The organism is Microbacterium sp. NPDC079356 (genome assembly GCF_049545465.1).
GTDB lineage: Bacteria > Actinomycetota > Actinomycetes > Actinomycetales > Microbacteriaceae > Microbacterium > Microbacterium gawkjiense.
Genome location: NZ_JBMWDN010000003.1, coordinates 76,231 through 92,548 on the forward strand (window position 1 = coordinate 76,231; position 16,318 = coordinate 92,548).

The following is a 16,318-nucleotide window of genomic DNA, read 5'->3' on the forward strand; positions in this document are numbered from 1 at the left end:
CGCGCGAGGATTCAGCGGCCGAAGATGTCGTCGAGTCCCGGCAGCCCCAAGCCGCCGAGGTTCTCCCCGAAGCCCGAGACCTGCTCCCCGAGGCCGGAGACCTGCTCACCCACATCGGAGAGCGCCTCTCCCGCCATGCCGTCGAGGTCGACGCCTGCGGCGAGCGCATCGAAGTCGACACCCATGCCGACAGCCTGTGCCAGCAGGGGCCCCGCCACCGAGGTGACGACGGCGCCTGCGGCGACCGCGCCGAGGATGCCGACACCGGCGCCGATCGCCGCACCACCGGCGACGCGGGCCGCGCCACCGCCCGTCCCGGCCCGCGCCAGGAGACCCTTGAGCAGGCCCGGGCGCGTCGCCTCGCCCCGTGCCGCCGCGCGGGCGAGGTCATCCGGTGACGCCGATCGCGGGCGCTCGTGGGCGGGCAGCTCCGCGGCCATCCGCGCCTGCACGTGCGCGCGCTGCTCCGGAGTGAGACGGGCGAACGCCTCACGGTGGATCTGCTCGATCTGGTGGGGGTCCGCCGTCTGCAGCAGGTAGTCGTACCGCGCGACCGCCTGGCGATCGGCCGCCGACAGAGGGCTGTGCGAGGCGGATGCCGGCGCTCCCGCCGCCGGCGGCGTCAGACCCACCGGGGTGCCCGCCGAACGCACGTCGGGGTTGTGCGCGGGCGACGGCGGAGCGCCGCGCCCGTCGCCCGTGAGCGCGTCCGCGGCGGAGCGGACCATGCCGCGCCAGTCCCCCGCTGACGAACCCTGCCGGGACGACGAGGCGGACGACGACGAGGACGAGTCGAGGGCTTTGGCGGCCAGGCCGATCAGTCGCGAGAGCTTGCTCATGCCGCTCACGGTATGCGTTGACGTTATGGGCGCCCTGGACGCAACCGAGCAACCCGCTGAGGCAGCCCGGCCTACACTGACCGCGTGCCCTCCCGCCGCGCTCGCCTCGTCTCCCCCGTCCAGTCGGAACTGAGCGCCGCACTCGGCGCGCTGCGCGAGCGGTTCGATCTGCCGGGCGCCTTCCCCGCCGAGGTCCAGGCCGCGGCGGAGCGGGCGGCACGCGAGGTCCCGGTGTCGGCGTCCGCGGAGCTCGCCGACCTGCGCGGCATCCCGTTCCTCACGATCGACCCCGAGGGCTCGACCGACCTCGACCAGGCCGTCCACCTCGAGCGGACCGCGGACGGCGGCGGCATCCTGCACTACGCGATCGCCGACGTGCCCGCGTTCGTGCCGATCGGCGGCGCCGTCGACGCGGAGGCGCGGCGGCGCGGCCAGACCGTCTACGCGCCCGATGGCCGCATCCCGCTGCACCCGGCCGTCCTCAGCGAGGACGCGGCCTCGTTGCTACCGGATCGCGACCGGCGCGCCTTCGTCTGGCGTTTCGAGCTGGATGCCGGTGCCCGCCCGGCCGCCGTCACGCTCGCACGCGGGGTCATCCGGTCCCGCGCGCAGTGGTCGTACGTCGACGCGCAGGCGGCGCTGGGGCGCGGCGACGCCCCCGAGACGATCCAGCACCTCGTGTGGTTCGGCGACGAGCGCGCCCGGCGCGAGAGCGAGCGCGGCGGCGCCAGCCTGAACCTGCCCGAGATCCGGGTCGTGGCGACGCCGGAGGGGTACGACCTGCAGGCCGACGAGGGCGTGCCGCTCGAGGACGCGAACGCCCAGGTGTCGCTGTTGACCGGGATGGCCGCCGCAGAGATCATGCTCGCCGGCAAGCTCGGCATCCTCCGGACGATGCCCCCGGCATCCGAGGAGGACGTCGCGGCGTTCCGCGCGCAGACCGTCGGGCTCGGCGTGCCGTGGCACCCGGACGTCCCCTACGGCGACTACCTCCGCGATCTGCCGCGGACCCCGGTCGGCCGCGCGATCCGCGAGCAGGCCGCGGGCCTCTTCCGCGGAGCGGGGTACACCGTCCTCGACGGCGAGGTACCGGACCTCGTGACGCAGTCGGCCATCGCCGCGCCCTACGCGCACACGACCGCGCCGCTGCGGCGCCTCGTCGATCGCTGGTCGCTGCTCGTGTGCCACGCGCTCGCGAACGGCGAGGAGGTGCCGGCCGAGGTCCGCGGGTCGCTGACGGAGCTGCCCGAGGCGATGGAACGATCCTCGCGCGTCGCGTCGCAGGTGGACGCCGCCGCGATCGAGCACGTCGCCGCAGCGGTCCTCCGCGGTCGCGAGGGCGAGGTCTTCGACGCCGTCGTGCTCCGTCGCCGCGAGAACGGCGGGCGGGTCGCCCTGACGGTCCCGCCCCTCGAGACGACGGTCGCGGGCGTCGACGCCGAGCCCGGCGCGACGATCCGGGTGCGCCTCGTCGCCGCCGACGTCGTCTCCGGAAAGGTCGAGTTCGCGCCCGCCTGAGCGCGCCGATTTGCGTCCGGCCGCCGTCGCGTGTGCAATATATTGCATGCCGGTGCCCTCGACCTCCCTTCCCCCGCGCGGGCTGCTGCGCGACGAAGTCCGCACGAGACTGCGCGACGCGATCGTCGACGGGACCCTCGCCCCCGGCGAGCAGCTGCGCGACGTAGAGCTCGCCACGTGGCTCGGGGTCTCCCGCACCCCCGTCCGTGAAGCGCTCCTCGACCTGGCCCGCTCCGGCCTCGTCCTCGCCCTCCCGGGCCGGTCGACCGTCGTCGCTCCCGTCGACGACGACAAGGTCCGGGATGCCGCGGCGGTCGTCGCCGCGATGCACCGGGTCGCGGTCGTCGAGGCGACACCCCGGCTCACCGACGACGACATCGACCGCATGCGTCAGGCGAATGACGCGTTCGTCGCCGCACACGGCGCGGGTGACACGTCCGCCGCCCTCGCTGCCGACCACGCGTTCCACGCCGTCGCCGTCGACCGCGCCGACAACGAGGCCGTGCGCACCGTCCTCGCCCTCTACGGACCGGTCCTCGAACGCGCCGAGCGCCTGCGCTTCGCCTCGAACGACGCGACCGCCTCCGCCGCCCGCCATGCCGAGCTCATCCGCCACTGCGCAGCGCGCGACGCGCAGGCCGCGGCAGCGGTGGCCGAAGGCCTCTGGCTCGACCTGCTCACCGACACCACCCCGGAGACACCGTGATCCTCGACCAGTTCCCGCGCCACCCGCTGACCTTCGGCCCGAGCCCTCTGCAGCACCTGAAGCGCCTCACCCAGCACCTCGGTGGAGCCGAGATCTGGGCCAAGCGCGAGGACGTCTCGAGCGGACTCGCGTTCGGCGGCAACAAGACCCGCAAGCTCGAGTACATCGTCCCCGACGTCCTGGCCAGCGGCGCCGACACGATCGTCTCGATCGGCGGGTACCAGTCCAACCACACGCGTCAGGTGGCCGCGGTCGCCGCGCACCTGGGTCTGAAGGCTCGGCTCGTCCAGGAGAAGTGGGTCCCGTGGGACGAGCCCGTCAACGACAAGGTCGGCAACATCCTGCTCTCGCGCATGATGGGCGCGGACTCCCGCCTCGACGATGCCGGGTTCGACATCGGCATCCGTGACTCCTGGAAGCAGGCGCTGCAGGAGGTGGAGGATGCCGGTGGCACCCCCTACCCCATCCCCGCCGGAGCCTCCGAGCACCGCCTCGGCGGCCTCGGCTTCGCGAACTGGGCCTTCGAGGTGGCCGAGCAGGAGAAGCAGCTGGGCGTCTTCTTCGACACGATCATCGTCTGCACGGTGACCGGCTCGACGCACGCCGGCATGATCGCGGGCTTCGCCGCCCTCGAGGAGCTGACCGGGGTGACCCGACGGGTCATCGGCATCGACGCCTCCGCGACGCTGCAGAAGACGCGCGACCAGGTCGCCAGGATCGCACGCCACACCGCGGAACTCATCGAGCTCAGCCGCGACCTGCGCGACGACGAGATCCAGGTGCTCGAGGGGTGGGCCGGCGACCTCTACGGCATCCCGGTGGATTCCACGATGGCGGCGATGGCGCTCGGCGCGCAGCTCGAGGCGATGATCACCGACCCCGTCTACGAGGGCAAGTCGCTCGCCGGTCTCATCGACCTCGTGAAGAGCGGCGACATCCCGAAGGACTCGACCGTCCTCTATGCGCACCTGGGCGGGCAGCCGGCGATCAACGCCTACCACTCCCTCTGGAGCTGACGAAAACAGCGGATGCCGGGACCGCCCGGCATCCGCTGCGCGTCAGGAGGTGACGACCTGCGCCGTTCCGAGGGGCGCATCCGGCCCCATCTCGTCGGCGAGGCGGTTCGCCTCCTCGATGAGGGTGGCGACGATGTCCTCTTCGGGGACGGTCTTGATGACCTCGCCCTTGACGAAGATCTGCCCCTTGCCGTTGCCCGACGCGACGCCGAGGTCGGCCTCGCGGGCCTCGCCCGGACCGTTCACGACGCAGCCCATGACCGCGACGCGGAGCGGGACCGTCATGTCCTTGAGGCCCTCGGTGACGTTGTCGGCGAGGGTGTAGACGTCGACCTGCGCGCGGCCGCACGACGGGCAGGACACGATCTCGAGTTTGCGCTCGCGGAGGTTCAGCGACTGGAGGATCTGGTGGCCGACCTTGACCTCTTCGGCGGGCGGCGCCGACAGCGAGACACGGATCGTGTCGCCGATACCCTCGCCGAGCAGGATCCCGAACGCGGTCGCGCTCTTGATCGTGCCCTGGAAGGCGGGGCCCGCCTCGGTGACGCCGAGGTGGAGCGGCCAGTCACCCCGTTCGGCGAGCTGACGGTAGGCCTTCACCATGACGACGGGGTCGTTGTGCTTGACCGAGATCTTGAAGTCGTGGAAGTCGTGCTCCTCGAAGAGGGATGCCTCCCACACGGCGCTCTCGACGAGGGCCTCGGGCGTCGCCTTGCCGTACTTCTCGAGCAGGCGCCGGTCGAGTGACCCGGCGTTGACGCCGATGCGCAGCGACACACCCGCGGCCTGGGCCGCCTTGGCAATCGCGCCGACCTGGTCGTCGAACTTGCGGATGTTGCCGGGGTTCACGCGCACGGCCGCGCAGCCGGCGTCGATCGCCTGGAACACGTACTTCGGCTGGAAGTGGATGTCGGCGATCACCGGGATCTGGCTCTTCGCGGCGATGATGTGGAGGACGTCCGCGTCATCCTGCGACGGCACGGCCACCCGCACGATCTCGCACCCGGAGGCGGTGAGCTCGGCGATCTGCTGCAGCGTCGCGTTGATGTTGGTGGTCGGCGTCGTCGTCATCGACTGAACGCTGACAGGGGCATCGCCACCGACGAGAACCTTGCCGACCTTGATCTGACGGCTCTTGCGACGAGGCGCGAGGACCTCCGGCACGCGGGGCATCCCGATGTTCACTGCTGGCACGGCTCCAGCCTAAGCCGCGGGGGGCGCTCGGGCACGGCACCTGACCGAGAGGATGCCGCGAGGGTCGCCTGTGGTAGGTTCGGCCCCATGTTCGCGAACCGCACGTGGTGGCGCTCCGCCTGAGGCGGACGCCACGTGCATCCCGACGACCGCCTGAGCTGACAGCCCGGCGGTCGTTTCTCGTTTACCGGCGACCGCCCCGAACGGAAGATCCCCCATGACCGGCACCGCCCCGATCATTCTCGCCGACCTCGCCGCGCGCGGCGTCCCCTTCGCCCTCCTCGCCCGCGACGGCGCCACCGTCGAGGTGCTCACCGGCGAGGTGGTCGACGTCGAGCTGCTCGCCGACATCCCCCTCACGGATGCCGCGGGCTCCGCGCGCGAGGTGCTCGCGCTCGTCCCGTTCCGTCAGGTCGTCGAGCGCGGCTTCGCGTGCCACGACGACGGCGCTCCGCTGCGCTGCCTCGTCGTCGGCGAACGGCACTCCCTGCCCCTATCGGACGCGCTCGCCCAGCTGCCGACCGAGCCCGTCGCCCTCGAGGACGCGGGCTTCGACATCGACGACGAGGCGTACGCCGACATCGTCCGCCGGGTCATCGCCGACGAGATCGGCCGCGGCGAGGGGGCGAACTTCGTCATCCGCCGCGACTACGTCGCGCAGGTCGGGGGCGACCCGCTGACGGCGGGGCTGACGTGGTTCCGCGCGCTGCTCGAGCACGAGCGCGGCGCCTACTGGACGTTCCTGGTGTCGACTCCCGACCACCTCGCCGTCGGCGCGAGCCCCGAGGCGCATGTCAGCGCCCAGGGCGGCGTCGTGACGATGAACCCCATCTCGGGGACCTTCCGCCACCCGGCGGGCGGCGCGACGGCCGAGACCCTGACCGAGTTCCTCTCCTCGACGAAGGAGACCGAGGAGCTCTTCATGGTCGTCGACGAGGAGCTCAAGATGATGTCGGCGGTCTGCAGCGACGGCGGCCGCATCACGGGCCCGCATCTCAAGGAGATGTCGCGGCTGACGCACACCGAGTACATGCTGCGCGGGACGAGCACGATGGACCCGCGCGACATCCTGCGCGAGACCATGTTCGCGCCCACCGTGACCGGCTCGCCGATGCAGAACGCCTGCACCGTCATCGCCCGCCACGAACAGAGCCCGCGCGGGTACTACTCCGGCGTAGCGGCTCTGTTCACGCCGCGCGCCGACGGCGGACACGACCTCGACGCGCCGATCCTCATCCGCACCGCGTACGTCGTCGACGGCCGGCTGCGGGTCCCTGTGGGCGCGACCCTCGTGCGCCACTCCGACCCGTACGGGGAGGTGGGCGAGACCCACGGGAAGGCGGCCGGTGTGCTGGGGGCGATCGGCGCGATCCCGCGCGACGTCGTCGCCCGCACCGTCGACGAGGACGCGCCGGCCCCGGCCCCGCGGCCGCTCGCCGAGGATCCCGCCATCGCCGAGCTCCTCTCCTCGCGCAACGCCCGCCTGGCCGCCTTCTGGCTGAACCCCCAGGGCGAGCCGGGCCGCGGTCCGCTCGCCGGGCGACGCGCCCTCGTGGTGGACGCCGAGGACCGGTTCACGACGATGCTCGCCCACCAGCTGCGCCACCTCGGCTTCGACGTGACGATCGCGCACTGGTCCGAGGCCTCCCCCGCAGCGGTCGCCGCGGCGGACCTCGTGGTCTCAGGCCCGGGTCCGGGCGACCCGCGCGACGCCGACAGCGCCCGCATCGCCCGTCTCCGCGAGATCGTGGCGGCACGGGTGGATGCCGGTGCGCCGCTGCTCGCGGTGTGCCTGAGCCACCAGGTGCTCGCCGACCGCCTCGGACTCGAGCTGGCGCCGCTCGCGAGCCCGCACCAGGGCCTGCAGAAGACCGTCGACGTCTTCGGCACCCCGGCATCCATCGGCTTCTACAACACGTTCACGGCTCGCGTCTCCCCGGGAACGACCCGCGTGGGGGCGACCGAGGTGTCGGCCGATGCGCGGACCGGCGACGTCTACGCGCTGCGCGGTCCCGCGTACGCGTCGGTGCAGGGCCACCTCGAGTCGATCCTCTCGCGCGACGGTCTCACCACCCTCGAGCGGCTCGTCACGCACGCGCTCAGCCCCGTCGAGGCCTGAGCCGCGCGTCAGCCCAGCAGCTGCACGGGGTTGACGATGTCGGCGAGGATCAGGGTGCCGCCCATGATGATCAGGCCGATCACGACGATGTAGGTGATCGGGACGAGCTTCGTCGCGTCCACCGGACGCGGTGCGCGGCGCCCGGTCATCCGCGCCCAGACGCGCTTGAGTCCGTCCCACAGCGCGACGACGACGTGGCCGCCGTCGAGCGGGAGCAACGGCACGAGGTTGAACACGAACAGGGCGATGTTGAGCGAACCCAGCAGCGCGAGCATGCCCGAGACGCGGTTCAGGATCGGCGTCTCGGTCGCGGCGACCTCGCCCGCGAGTCGCCCGGCGCCGACGACGGAGAGGGGGCCGTTCGGGTCGCGACCGGCGCCGGTGATCGTGTCGACGGCGGTCTGGTAGACCCGGGCGGGGAGCTGCCAGATGATCCCCACGACCTGGCCGGTCTGCGCGAGGGCTGCCTGCGGCCCGTCCCAGATGGGCTGCGGCACGAACGCGACGGTCGCCGACATCCCCACGAAGCCGACCTCGGCCGTCGTCGTGCCGCCGTTCGCCGTCGCGATCTCGCGGGTCGCGAGCACCGGGGTCACCTCGAGCGTCTGCCGCGTGCCGCCGCGCTCGACGACGACCGGGATCTGCCGGTCCGGGGACTTCTGGATGATCGCCGACGCCTCGGCGAAGGTGTCGACCGGGGTGCCGTCCACCGAGACGAGGACGTCACCGGGACGGATGCCGGCGGCCGCCGCCGGGGAGGCCGGATCGTCCGCCGCGCACGAGGTCTGCGTGCTGCCGGCCGGGAGGACGCACTCGTTGACCGACGCGACGGTGGTCGTGGCCGTCTGCACGCCGATACCGGAGAACATGATCGCGAAGAGGATGATCGCGAGCACGAGGTTCATCGCGGGGCCGCCGAGCATGATGATGACGCGCTTGTAGACCGGCAGTTGGTAGAAGGCACGCCCGGCGCCGTCGCCCTGCAGCGTCTCGTCGTTGGCGGTGCGGGCGTCCTGGATGAGCGTCTCGAACAGGCGGCGGCGGCGCGGCCGCGCGTCGACGCCCTCGCCCGTGGTCACCGCCGAGGGCGGGTACATGCCCGCCATGGAGATGTAACCGCCGAGCGGCAGGAGCTTGAAGCCGTACTCGGTCTCGCCGACACGGCGCGAGAACACGGTCGGGCCGAAGCCGATCATGTACTGGCCCACGCGGACGCCGAACGCCTTGGCGGGGGCGAGGTGTCCGACCTCGTGGAGGGCGATCGACACGGCGAGCCCGACCACCAGCACGACGACGCCGATGATGAATGCGAGTACGGTCACGAGCCGACACGCTACCCCCGGACGCTATGAAGCGGCGATGACGTCGCCGCCGTCATCGCGGCTCGTCTCGGATCTAGGCTGGGAGGGTGATCCCCCGCCCCGTCGACTCGCGGCGCGTGCGCGTCGTGCGCGCGGGCGGGGCGGCGGCGGTCGCGACCCTGACCGCGGCGGCCGCCCACACCCTCGGCGGGGGTAGCGCGCCCGGCCCCTGGCTCGTCCCGACGGTGTTGCTGCTCGCGTGGCCGATCGCTCTCGTGATCGTGGGGTCCCGTCCCTCCGCCGTCCGGACAGGGCTCGCCGTCGCCGCCGCGCAGGCGCTCCTCCACTCGGCCTTCGCGCTCGTCGGCGACGTCCAGCCGACGGCCGCCGCCACCGGCCATCACCACGCCGCCCTCGCGCTCGGGGCGGCCGCCGGGGGCACCGTGTCGGTCGACGGCGCCATGATCGCCGGCCACGCCCTCGCCGCGGTCGTCACCGCGGCGGCGGTCTGCCACGGCAAACGGATGCTGCGCGCCGTGGCACGCGGCATCCACTCCCTCCTGCGCCTCGTCGTCGCCCCGCCGACGGGCGGATGGCCCGCGCCGGCCCTTCCGCTCACGACGCCGCGGGGCCTCCGCCCCCGCCTCGCCCACGCCGATCTCTCCCGCCGCGGACCTCCCCGCTGAGCCGGCCGCCACGGCGGCACGTTCCTCACCTTTCCGCGCGGGCCGGCCCTCGGTCGCGCCCCGCACACCCCTTCGGGAGACATCGACTCATGACCACGCGTTCCCCGCGCCGTTCGGCGCTCACCCTCACCGGCATCGCCCTCGGCGGCGCCCTCGTCCTCGCCACCCCCCTGGCGGCATCCGCCCACGTCCACGTCCACGCCGACGGTGCCGCCGCCGGCGCCACGTCGCGCCTGGACTTCTCGTTCAGCCACGGCTGCGACGGCTCCCCCACGACGGCCCTCGTCTTCGACGTCCCCGAGGGGGTGGCCAACGTCACCCCCGTCGTCGACGGCGTGTGGAAGATCAGCCGCGTCCTCGGCGACGACGGCACGCCGACGCAGGTGACGTACACCGCGCTCACCCCGATCGAGGACGGCCTCGCCGCTTCGGCATCCTTCGACGCGCTCTTCTCCTCGGACGTCGGCGACACCGACATCGCGTTCCCCGTGACGCAGCGGTGCGAGGTCGGCGAGACGGCCTGGACGCAGGTGGCCGAGGACGGTCAGGACCCGGAGGAGCTCGAATCCCCCGCGCCGGTCGTGACCGTCGCTGCGGCGTCGGCCACGGGCACCTCCGAGCACGGCGATGACCACGGCGCGGCCGAGGCTGCTCCCGAGGCGGAGGCCGCGGCGAGCGCCCCGGTCGCGACCTGGCTCGGGGGCGGCGCACTCGTGCTCGGTGCGGCGGCGCTCGTCGTCGCTCTGCTGAACCGACGTCGGGTCTGACCCGGGCCGGCCGGAGGCCGGGTGCGATGATGGAGGGACCATGCAGAACCCCTCCGCGCCTCCCCCCGTCCTCCGGCCGTCGCAGCCCCGTGCCGTGCCACTGCAGGACGTCGCCGCCCACCTCGGCGCGACGGCGTCGGGCGACCTCGCGGGGGTGTCCGTCCACGGTGTGACCCTCGCGACCGCCGATCTGCGCGCGGGCGAGCTGTTCGTCGCCGTCCGCGGCGCGCATCGCCACGGGGCGGAGTTCGCTCCCGACGCGATCGAGAAGGGCGCCGTCGCCGTGGTGACGGATGCCGACGGTGCGGCGCTCCTGGCGGGCGTCAGCGTCCCGGTCCTCGTCGTCGACGACCCCCGGGCGCGCCTGGGCGGACTCTCCGCACTCGTCTACGGGACGGGAGCGGATGCCGACCTCCCGCCGCTCCTGGCCGTCACCGGGACGAACGGCAAGACGAGCGTCACCCACCTCATGGAGGGGATGCTGCACGGTCTCGGCGTCACGACGGGTCTGTCGTCGACGGCGGAGCGCCACATCGCGGGCGAAGTCATCCCCTCACGGCTGACGACCCCCGAGGCATCCGAGATGCACGCCCTGATCGCACTCATGCGCGAGAAGGACGTCCAGGCGATCCTGGTCGAGGTCAGCGCGCAGGCGCTCACCCGGCACCGCGTCGACGGTCTCGTCTTCGACGTCGCCGGGTTCACGAACCTGTCGCACGATCACCTCGACGACTACGCCGACATGACCGAGTACCTCGCCGCCAAGGCGGCCCTGTTCACCCCCGAGCGCGCGCGCCGCGCGGTGGTCTGCGTGGACCAGCCGGCGGGACAGGCGATCGCCGAGCGTTCCGGCATCCCGGTGACGACGGTGCTGACCGCCGCCATCGCGGAGGACCCGACGGCGGCCGCCGACTGGCGCGTCGACCTCGTCGCCGAGACGCCCGAGGGCACGACCTTCACGCTGTCGGGCCCGGCGGGCTCGGTCACCACGACGGTGCCGGTGATCGGTCCGCACATGGCGTCCAACGCAGGCCTCGCGATCGTCATGCTGCTCGAGGCGGGCTGGGAGTGGGAGACGCTGACCGCCCTCATCGGCGAGCGCGCCATCGACGCGCGCCTGCCCGGCCGCATCCAGCGGATCTCGGGCGCCGACGGCCCGGCGCTCTACCTGGACTTCGGCCACTCCCCCGACGCCTTCGCGAAGACCCTCGACGCGGTCCGTCGGGTCACCCCCGGGCGGGTCGTCATGGTGTGCGGGGCCAACGGCGACCGCGACACCACCAAGCGCGCCGACATGGGCGCCGTCGCGGCGCTCGGGAGCGACGTGCTCGTCGTGACCGACCAGCATCCCCGCTCGGAGGATCCCGCAGTCATCCGGCGTGCGCTCGTCGACGGGGCGCGCGCGGCGCGACCGGACGCCGTCATCCACGAGGTCACCCCGCCCGAGGAGGCCATCGCGACGGCGGTCTCGCTGGTCGGCGAAGGCGACGCCATCCTGTGGGCGGGACCGGGCCACCAGCACTACCGCGAGATCCACGGAGTCCGCACGCCGTTCGACGCCGAGGGCGCCGCGACGGACGCCCTGCGGCGCGCGGGATGGCCGGTTCCCGCCTGACGTTCGGGAAGGGTCGGGACTTCAGGGAGCCTCAGCCGGCGGCGATGAGCCGGTCCGCGGTGGTTCGCGCCCAGCGCTCGGCGTCAGCGAGGCTCTCGCGCGTCAGCTCCGCTGGCGGTTCATGGGCGTCGACGACGCGCGCGATCGTGTCGACGATGCCCAGGAACGGCAGCGCGCCGTCGTGGAACGCCTCGACGGCCTGCTCGTTGGCGGCGTTGAACACGGCGGGATAGGTGGAGCCGGCGACGCCGACCTGCTTCGCGAGCGAGACGCTCGGGAAGGCCGCCGTGTCGAGCGGCTCGAACGTCCACGTCGACGCCGTCGTCCAGTCGAGCGCGGCACCCACCCCCGCGACGCGGCGCGGGTGGTCGAGGGCGAGGGAGATCGGCAGCCGCATGTCGGGCGGCGACGCCTGCGCGATCGTCGACCCGTCGACGAACTCGACCATCGAGTGCACGATCGACTGCGGGTGGACCGTCACGTCGATGCGGTCGTAGGGGACATCGAACAGCAGGTGCGCCTCGATGACCTCGAGGCCCTTGTTCACGAGGGTGGCCGAGTTCGTCGTGACGACGCGACCCATGTCCCAGGTGGGGTGCGCGAGCGCCTCACGGGGTGTCACCTCCCGCAGCTCCTCGCGGGTCCGCCCGCGGAAGGGGCCGCCGCTGGCGGTCAGGACGAGGCGGCGTACCTCGCCCGCCTCGCCCGAGCGCAGGCACTGCGCGATCGCGGAGTGCTCCGAGTCGACCGGGACGATCTGGCCGGGGGCCGCCCGCCGCGTGACGAGCTCGCCGCCGACGATGAGCGACTCCTTGTTGGCGAGCGCGAGCGCCGCGCCCGTCTCGAGGACCGCGAGCGTCGGCCCGAGCCCGACCGATCCGGTGATCCCGTTGACGACGACGTCGGCCTCGACGCTGCGGACGAGACGTTCGGCGTCGCCGGCCCCGAGCGCCGTGGCGGCCACGCCGAACTCCTCCGCCTGACGACGAAGGCCCTCGGCATCCCGCCCCGCCGCGAGACCGACGACCTCGAAGCGGTCGCGGTTCGCGCGGATGACGTCGAGCGCCTGCGTCCCGATCGAGCCCGTCGAACCGAGGATCAGGATGCGTCGCATGCGCTCACCCTACCCGCGGGGACCGGCTCGGCCGGGCCGCCGTCACTGCGCGGGAGCCGCCGCCGGTGTCTGCGCGCCGAGGATGTCGACGACGAAGACGATCGTCTCGCCCTTCAGGTCGGCCTCGTTGATCTTGCCCTCGCCGTAGCCTTCGGCGGGCGGGATCACGACGAGGACCTGCGACCCGACGGTCTGGCCCTCGAGCGCCTTCTGGAAGCCCTGGACGTAGTTCGTCGTCGGGTAGGCGATGGGCGATCCCTTGTCCCACGTGGAGTCGAAGGTCTCGCCGTTCGACCACCGGACGCCGGTGTACTGGATGAGGGCGTAGTCGCCCTTCTGGACCGTGTAGCCGTCGCCCTTCTTCATGGTCGTGACCTCGGTCTGGGTCGGGGGCTCCTCGCCCTCGGGGATCGTGATCTTCGGCGCGCCGTTCTCGGCGAGCTCGACCGTCGGGAGGCCGGCGGGGGCGGCCTGCGGCTCACCCCAGGCCGCGGTGGGCACCGTACCGAGCAGGTCGAGGACGTAGACCTCGGCCTGCGCCGTGTCACTGGCGGGGAACGCGGCGACGACGCGCTTGCCGACGTGCCCGCATCCGAAGACCTGACCGAGAACCGTGTCGGGCGAGAGCTGCGAGGGCAGGAACTGGCCGGGCTCGTACCCGATCGTGGCGAGCTCCTTGCCGTCCTCGGCGCTGTACGCGGTCATCGCGTACGACACGAACTCGCCGGCCTCGACGGCGGGGCCGTCGCCCTCGTCGAGCACCGTGACCTGCAGTTCCTTCGGCTCGAGCGGCGTCGAGAAGGTCGCGGTGGAGGGCGAGCCGACGGTGCCGTCGACCTTGACGGAATCGGATGCCTCGCCCGGCTTCGCGGCAGTGTCACAGAGATCTGCGGCCGCCGAGCCGGTGGGCGTCGGGGCGGCGGTGTCGGAGGAGCCGCATCCGGTCAGCAGAAGCGCGGTCACGGCGACGGCGGACAGGGCGGCGAAGGGACGAAGACGCACGGAGTAGACCTCACAGAGAAACGGGGAGTGCCTCCATCCTCCCCCACCTTCTTTTGTCCGGGGTGTGAGTCGGTGTTCCGAGCGCCGCGGTGCACCGGGGCATGTCCTGGCCCGCATGGGTTTGGCAGTACCCTCTTCAGGTGACCGAAGCGCCGATTCCCCCCGAGAACTCCGCCGGGTCATCCGACGACGAACTCGCGCGTGCCGGTGGCCTCTACTACCTCGTGCGCTGGGGCTTCGGCCCGTTGGCACGGCTGATCTACCGCCCCCGCATCGAGGGCGTGGGCAACATCCCGCGGTCGGGCCCCATCATCCTCGCGAGCAATCACCTGAGCTTCATCGACTCGTTCGTGCTGCCGCTGTTCGCACCGCGGCCCGTCTACTTCCTGGCCAAGTCCAGCTACTTCGACGGGTCGGGGATCAAGGGCTGGTTCAGCAACCGGTTCTTCCGCGCCCTCGGCGCCACCCCCGTGCAGCGCGGGGCGGGCCAGGCCGCGCTCGACGCCCTCGACCAGCAGCGCCGCATCCTCGAGTCCGGCAAGGCCATCGCGCTGTACCCCGAGGGCACGCGCTCGCTCGACGGACGCCTCTACAAGGGCCGCACCGGTGTCGCCTTCCTCGCGCTGGAGACCGGCGCGAAGGTCGTGCCGGTGGGGATCGTCGGCACGAACGACGCGATGCCCGTGGGCGCGAAGTGGCCGCGCATGTCGCCGCGGGTGACGATCCGCTACGGCGAGCCGATGGATTTGTCCCATCACGGTCCGGCGTCGTCGGGCCGTGCCCGCCGCCAGGCCACCGACCACATCATGTCGGCGATCCACGCGCTCTCGGGTCAGGAGCTCGCCGGCTCGTACAACGAGGTGCCCGCGCAGAATCCGGTCGAGCGCCTCAAGCAGGTCCTGCCGCACGAACGTCGCTGACGGTCACGACGGCCTCGTGGTGCACGGGGAAGTTCACCGAGTTCGCGATGAAGCACCACTCGCGCGCCTGCCGGTGGGCGGCCTCCGCCGCGGGGACCATCGCGGCATCCGCCACCGTCACCCGCGGGTGCAGGGTGACCTCGCGGAATGAGCCGCCTCCTCTGCCGTCGAGCGTCATCGTCCCCGTCGCGTCGTCCTCGTAGGAGGTCACGACGACACCCACCGTGACGCAGGCGTGCAGGTACGACAGCAGGTGGCACTCCGAGAGGGCGGCGAGCAGCAGATCCTCGGGGTTCCAGCGCGTCGGGTCGCCGCGGAACGGCTTGTCGGCCGAGGCGAGCAGGTCGGGCTTGCCCTCGACCTGCACGGTGACGGCGCGGTCGTAGTCGCGGTACCCGCTTGTTCCGCTCCCCCGGTCGCCCGTCCAGAGGGTCTTCACGCGATAGTGGTGTTCGTCGTGCACGCGGCCAGTCTCGCACGCGCAGCCGGGGTGGGCGCGGGAGGGCCCTGGGTAGGCTTGACGGGTGCCTGAGACCTTCGCCGTGACGGATGCCGTCGAACTCGCCGTCGTCGAACGCAGCGGTTTCATCGAGTCCCGTCACGCGGGCTCGGCGATCGTGCTCGACCCCGAGGGCGGGGTCGTCTCGGCGCTGGGCGCCGTGGAGGCGCCGATCCTGCCCCGCTCGACCCTGAAGCCGATGCAGGCGCTCGCGAGCGTGTCGGCCGGGGCGACCCTCGAGGGCCCGCACCTCGCCGTCGCGACCGCCAGCCACTCCGGCACGGACCGGCACGTGGCCCTCGTCACCGACATCCTCACCGCCGCCGGTCTCGGTGAGGATGCGCTGCAGTGCCCGCCCGCGTGGCCGGGCGACCCGGCCGCGCGCGACGAGATGACCCGCGAGCTGATCGGGCCGCAGCGCGTGCGGATGAACTGCTCGGGCAAGCACGCGGCGATGCTGCTGGCCTGTCAGGCGAACGGGTGGGACACGACGACCTACCTCGACCCGCAGCATCCGCTGCAGATCCACACCCGTGAGGTCATCGAGCGCCTGACCGGGACGAAGATCACGGCGACAGCGACGGACGGATGCGGCGCCCCGGTGCACGCGATGAGTCTCGCCGCCCTCGCCCGGGCCTTCCACCGCATCGGCGCCTCGTCCGAGAAGTCGCCGTTCGCGCTGCACCGGAGCGCGGGCACCCTGGTCCGCGCCGTCCGGGAGAACCCGTGGGTGGTGCAGGGCCCCGGTCAGCCCGACTCGATCGTGACGGAGCGCCTCGGCGTGTTCGCCAAGCACGGCGCCGAGGGCGTCATGGCCATGATCGCCCCGAACGGCACGACCGCCGTGCTGAAGATGCTCGACGGCAGCACCCGGGCGGGCGCCGTGACGGCGCTCACGCTGCTCGTCCGCGCCGGCGCCCTGCAGGCGGCGGATGTGGCGCGCACCCTCGCCGACCTGCCGCTGACGGTGACCGGCGGCGGCAGGGACGTCGGCGTCATCCGTCCCACCGTCTGATCCCGGC

General features: G+C 72.8%; 15 protein-coding genes. 9 read left to right on the top strand and 6 right to left on the bottom strand.

The window, feature by feature from the left end:
- Positions 1 to 11 precede the first annotated feature (11 nt).
- Positions 12 to 839, bottom strand: coding sequence for a cation-transporting ATPase (locus ACPEH0_RS08935; protein WP_366214150.1), 828 nt, complete (start codon positions 837 to 839; stop codon positions 12 to 14).
- Positions 840 to 923: 84 nt separating this feature from the next.
- Between ACPEH0_RS08935 and ACPEH0_RS08940 the strand changes: the two genes are divergently transcribed.
- The 3 genes from ACPEH0_RS08940 to ACPEH0_RS08950 are packed head-to-tail and all read left to right on the top strand — an operon-like array spanning position 924 to position 4,079.
- Positions 924 to 2,357, top strand: a complete 1,434-nt coding sequence (locus ACPEH0_RS08940) for an RNB domain-containing ribonuclease (protein WP_366214148.1) — start codon at positions 924 to 926, stop codon at positions 2,355 to 2,357.
- A gap of 46 nt (positions 2,358 to 2,403) precedes the next feature.
- On the top strand, positions 2,404 to 3,063 hold the full coding sequence (locus ACPEH0_RS08945) for a GntR family transcriptional regulator (RefSeq protein ID WP_366214146.1): 660 nt from the start codon (positions 2,404 to 2,406) through the stop codon (positions 3,061 to 3,063).
- A complete protein-coding gene (locus tag ACPEH0_RS08950) occupies positions 3,060 to 4,079 on the top strand; it encodes a 1-aminocyclopropane-1-carboxylate deaminase (RefSeq protein WP_217531191.1) in 1,020 nt (339 codons plus the stop codon). The genes ACPEH0_RS08945 and ACPEH0_RS08950 overlap by 4 nt, the downstream gene beginning before the upstream one ends.
- 42 nt (positions 4,080 to 4,121) lie before the next feature.
- Here ACPEH0_RS08950 and ispG read toward each other — a convergent pair whose 3' ends face one another.
- The gene (ispG, locus tag ACPEH0_RS08955) at positions 4,122 to 5,252 is read right to left on the bottom strand and encodes a flavodoxin-dependent (E)-4-hydroxy-3-methylbut-2-enyl-diphosphate synthase (RefSeq protein WP_064002420.1); all 1,131 of its coding nucleotides are present in this window, start codon (positions 5,250 to 5,252) and stop codon (positions 4,122 to 4,124) included.
- A 238-nt stretch (positions 5,253 to 5,490) separates the two neighbouring features.
- On the opposite strand from ispG, the gene ACPEH0_RS08960 reads away from it, so the two are divergent.
- A complete protein-coding gene (locus ACPEH0_RS08960; protein WP_217531190.1) occupies positions 5,491 to 7,392 on the top strand; it encodes a chorismate-binding protein in 1,902 nt (633 codons plus the stop codon).
- A gap of 8 nt (positions 7,393 to 7,400) precedes the next feature.
- Here ACPEH0_RS08960 and ACPEH0_RS08965 read toward each other — a convergent pair whose 3' ends face one another.
- Positions 7,401 to 8,714 carry a M50 family metallopeptidase gene (locus ACPEH0_RS08965; protein WP_359917957.1) on the bottom strand — a complete coding sequence of 438 codons (1,314 nt, stop codon included), beginning with the start codon at positions 8,712 to 8,714 and terminating at the stop codon, positions 7,401 to 7,403.
- 86 nt (positions 8,715 to 8,800) lie between these two features.
- Between ACPEH0_RS08965 and ACPEH0_RS08970 the strand changes: the two genes are divergently transcribed.
- From ACPEH0_RS08970 to ACPEH0_RS08980, 3 genes are all read left to right on the top strand, one after another.
- Complete coding sequence (locus ACPEH0_RS08970; protein ID WP_366214144.1) at positions 8,801 to 9,379, top strand: hypothetical protein; 579 nt, start codon at positions 8,801 to 8,803, stop codon at positions 9,377 to 9,379.
- An 89-nt stretch (positions 9,380 to 9,468) separates the two neighbouring features.
- A complete protein-coding gene (locus tag ACPEH0_RS08975; RefSeq protein WP_366214142.1) occupies positions 9,469 to 10,146 on the top strand; it encodes a YcnI family protein in 678 nt (225 codons plus the stop codon).
- 40 nt (positions 10,147 to 10,186) lie between these two features.
- Positions 10,187 to 11,761 (top strand): Mur ligase family protein, encoded by a 1,575-nt coding sequence (locus ACPEH0_RS08980; RefSeq protein WP_366214141.1) that lies wholly within the window; start codon positions 10,187 to 10,189, stop codon positions 11,759 to 11,761.
- Positions 11,762 to 11,792: 31 nt separating this feature from the next.
- Here ACPEH0_RS08980 and ACPEH0_RS08985 read toward each other — a convergent pair whose 3' ends face one another.
- Entirely contained in the window at positions 11,793 to 12,875 is a 1,083-nt protein-coding gene (locus ACPEH0_RS08985) for a 1-deoxy-D-xylulose-5-phosphate reductoisomerase (protein WP_366214139.1), read from the bottom strand.
- A 42-nt stretch (positions 12,876 to 12,917) separates the two neighbouring features.
- The gene (locus tag ACPEH0_RS08990; RefSeq protein WP_366214137.1) at positions 12,918 to 13,877 is read right to left on the bottom strand and encodes an FKBP-type peptidyl-prolyl cis-trans isomerase; all 960 of its coding nucleotides are present in this window, start codon (positions 13,875 to 13,877) and stop codon (positions 12,918 to 12,920) included.
- A 140-nt stretch (positions 13,878 to 14,017) separates the two neighbouring features.
- Here ACPEH0_RS08990 and ACPEH0_RS08995 point away from each other — a divergent pair, with 140 nt between their 5' ends.
- Positions 14,018 to 14,797, top strand: a complete 780-nt coding sequence (locus ACPEH0_RS08995) for a lysophospholipid acyltransferase family protein (protein WP_217531184.1) — start codon at positions 14,018 to 14,020, stop codon at positions 14,795 to 14,797.
- Here the strand turns inward: ACPEH0_RS08995 and ACPEH0_RS09000 are convergent.
- The gene (locus ACPEH0_RS09000) at positions 14,766 to 15,260 is read right to left on the bottom strand and encodes an OsmC family protein (protein ID WP_359917967.1); all 495 of its coding nucleotides are present in this window, start codon (positions 15,258 to 15,260) and stop codon (positions 14,766 to 14,768) included. The genes ACPEH0_RS08995 and ACPEH0_RS09000 overlap by 32 nt on opposite strands.
- Before the next feature lie 61 nt (positions 15,261 to 15,321).
- Between ACPEH0_RS09000 and ACPEH0_RS09005 the strand changes: the two genes are divergently transcribed.
- A complete protein-coding gene (locus ACPEH0_RS09005) occupies positions 15,322 to 16,311 on the top strand; it encodes an asparaginase (protein WP_366214135.1) in 990 nt (329 codons plus the stop codon).
- The last annotated feature ends 7 nt before the right edge of the window (positions 16,312 to 16,318 follow it).

Excerpts from the sequence above, each read along its gene's own strand:
- ACPEH0_RS08945 (WP_366214146.1), top strand. The coding sequence starts at position 2,404 with ATGCCGGTGCCCTCGACCTCCCTTCCCCCGCGCGGGCTGCTGCGCGAC.
- ACPEH0_RS08935 (WP_366214150.1), bottom strand. The coding sequence starts at position 839 with ATGAGCAAGCTCTCGCGACTGATCGGCCTGGCCGCCAAAGCCCTCGAC.
- ACPEH0_RS08975 (WP_366214142.1), top strand. The coding sequence starts at position 9,469 with ATGACCACGCGTTCCCCGCGCCGTTCGGCGCTCACCCTCACCGGCATC.
- ACPEH0_RS08960 (WP_217531190.1), top strand. The coding sequence starts at position 5,491 with ATGACCGGCACCGCCCCGATCATTCTCGCCGACCTCGCCGCGCGCGGC.
- ACPEH0_RS08985 (WP_366214139.1), bottom strand. The coding sequence starts at position 12,875 with ATGCGACGCATCCTGATCCTCGGTTCGACGGGCTCGATCGGGACGCAG.
- ACPEH0_RS08980 (WP_366214141.1), top strand. The coding sequence starts at position 10,187 with ATGCAGAACCCCTCCGCGCCTCCCCCCGTCCTCCGGCCGTCGCAGCCC.
- ispG (WP_064002420.1), bottom strand. The coding sequence starts at position 5,252 with ATGCCCCGCGTGCCGGAGGTCCTCGCGCCTCGTCGCAAGAGCCGTCAG.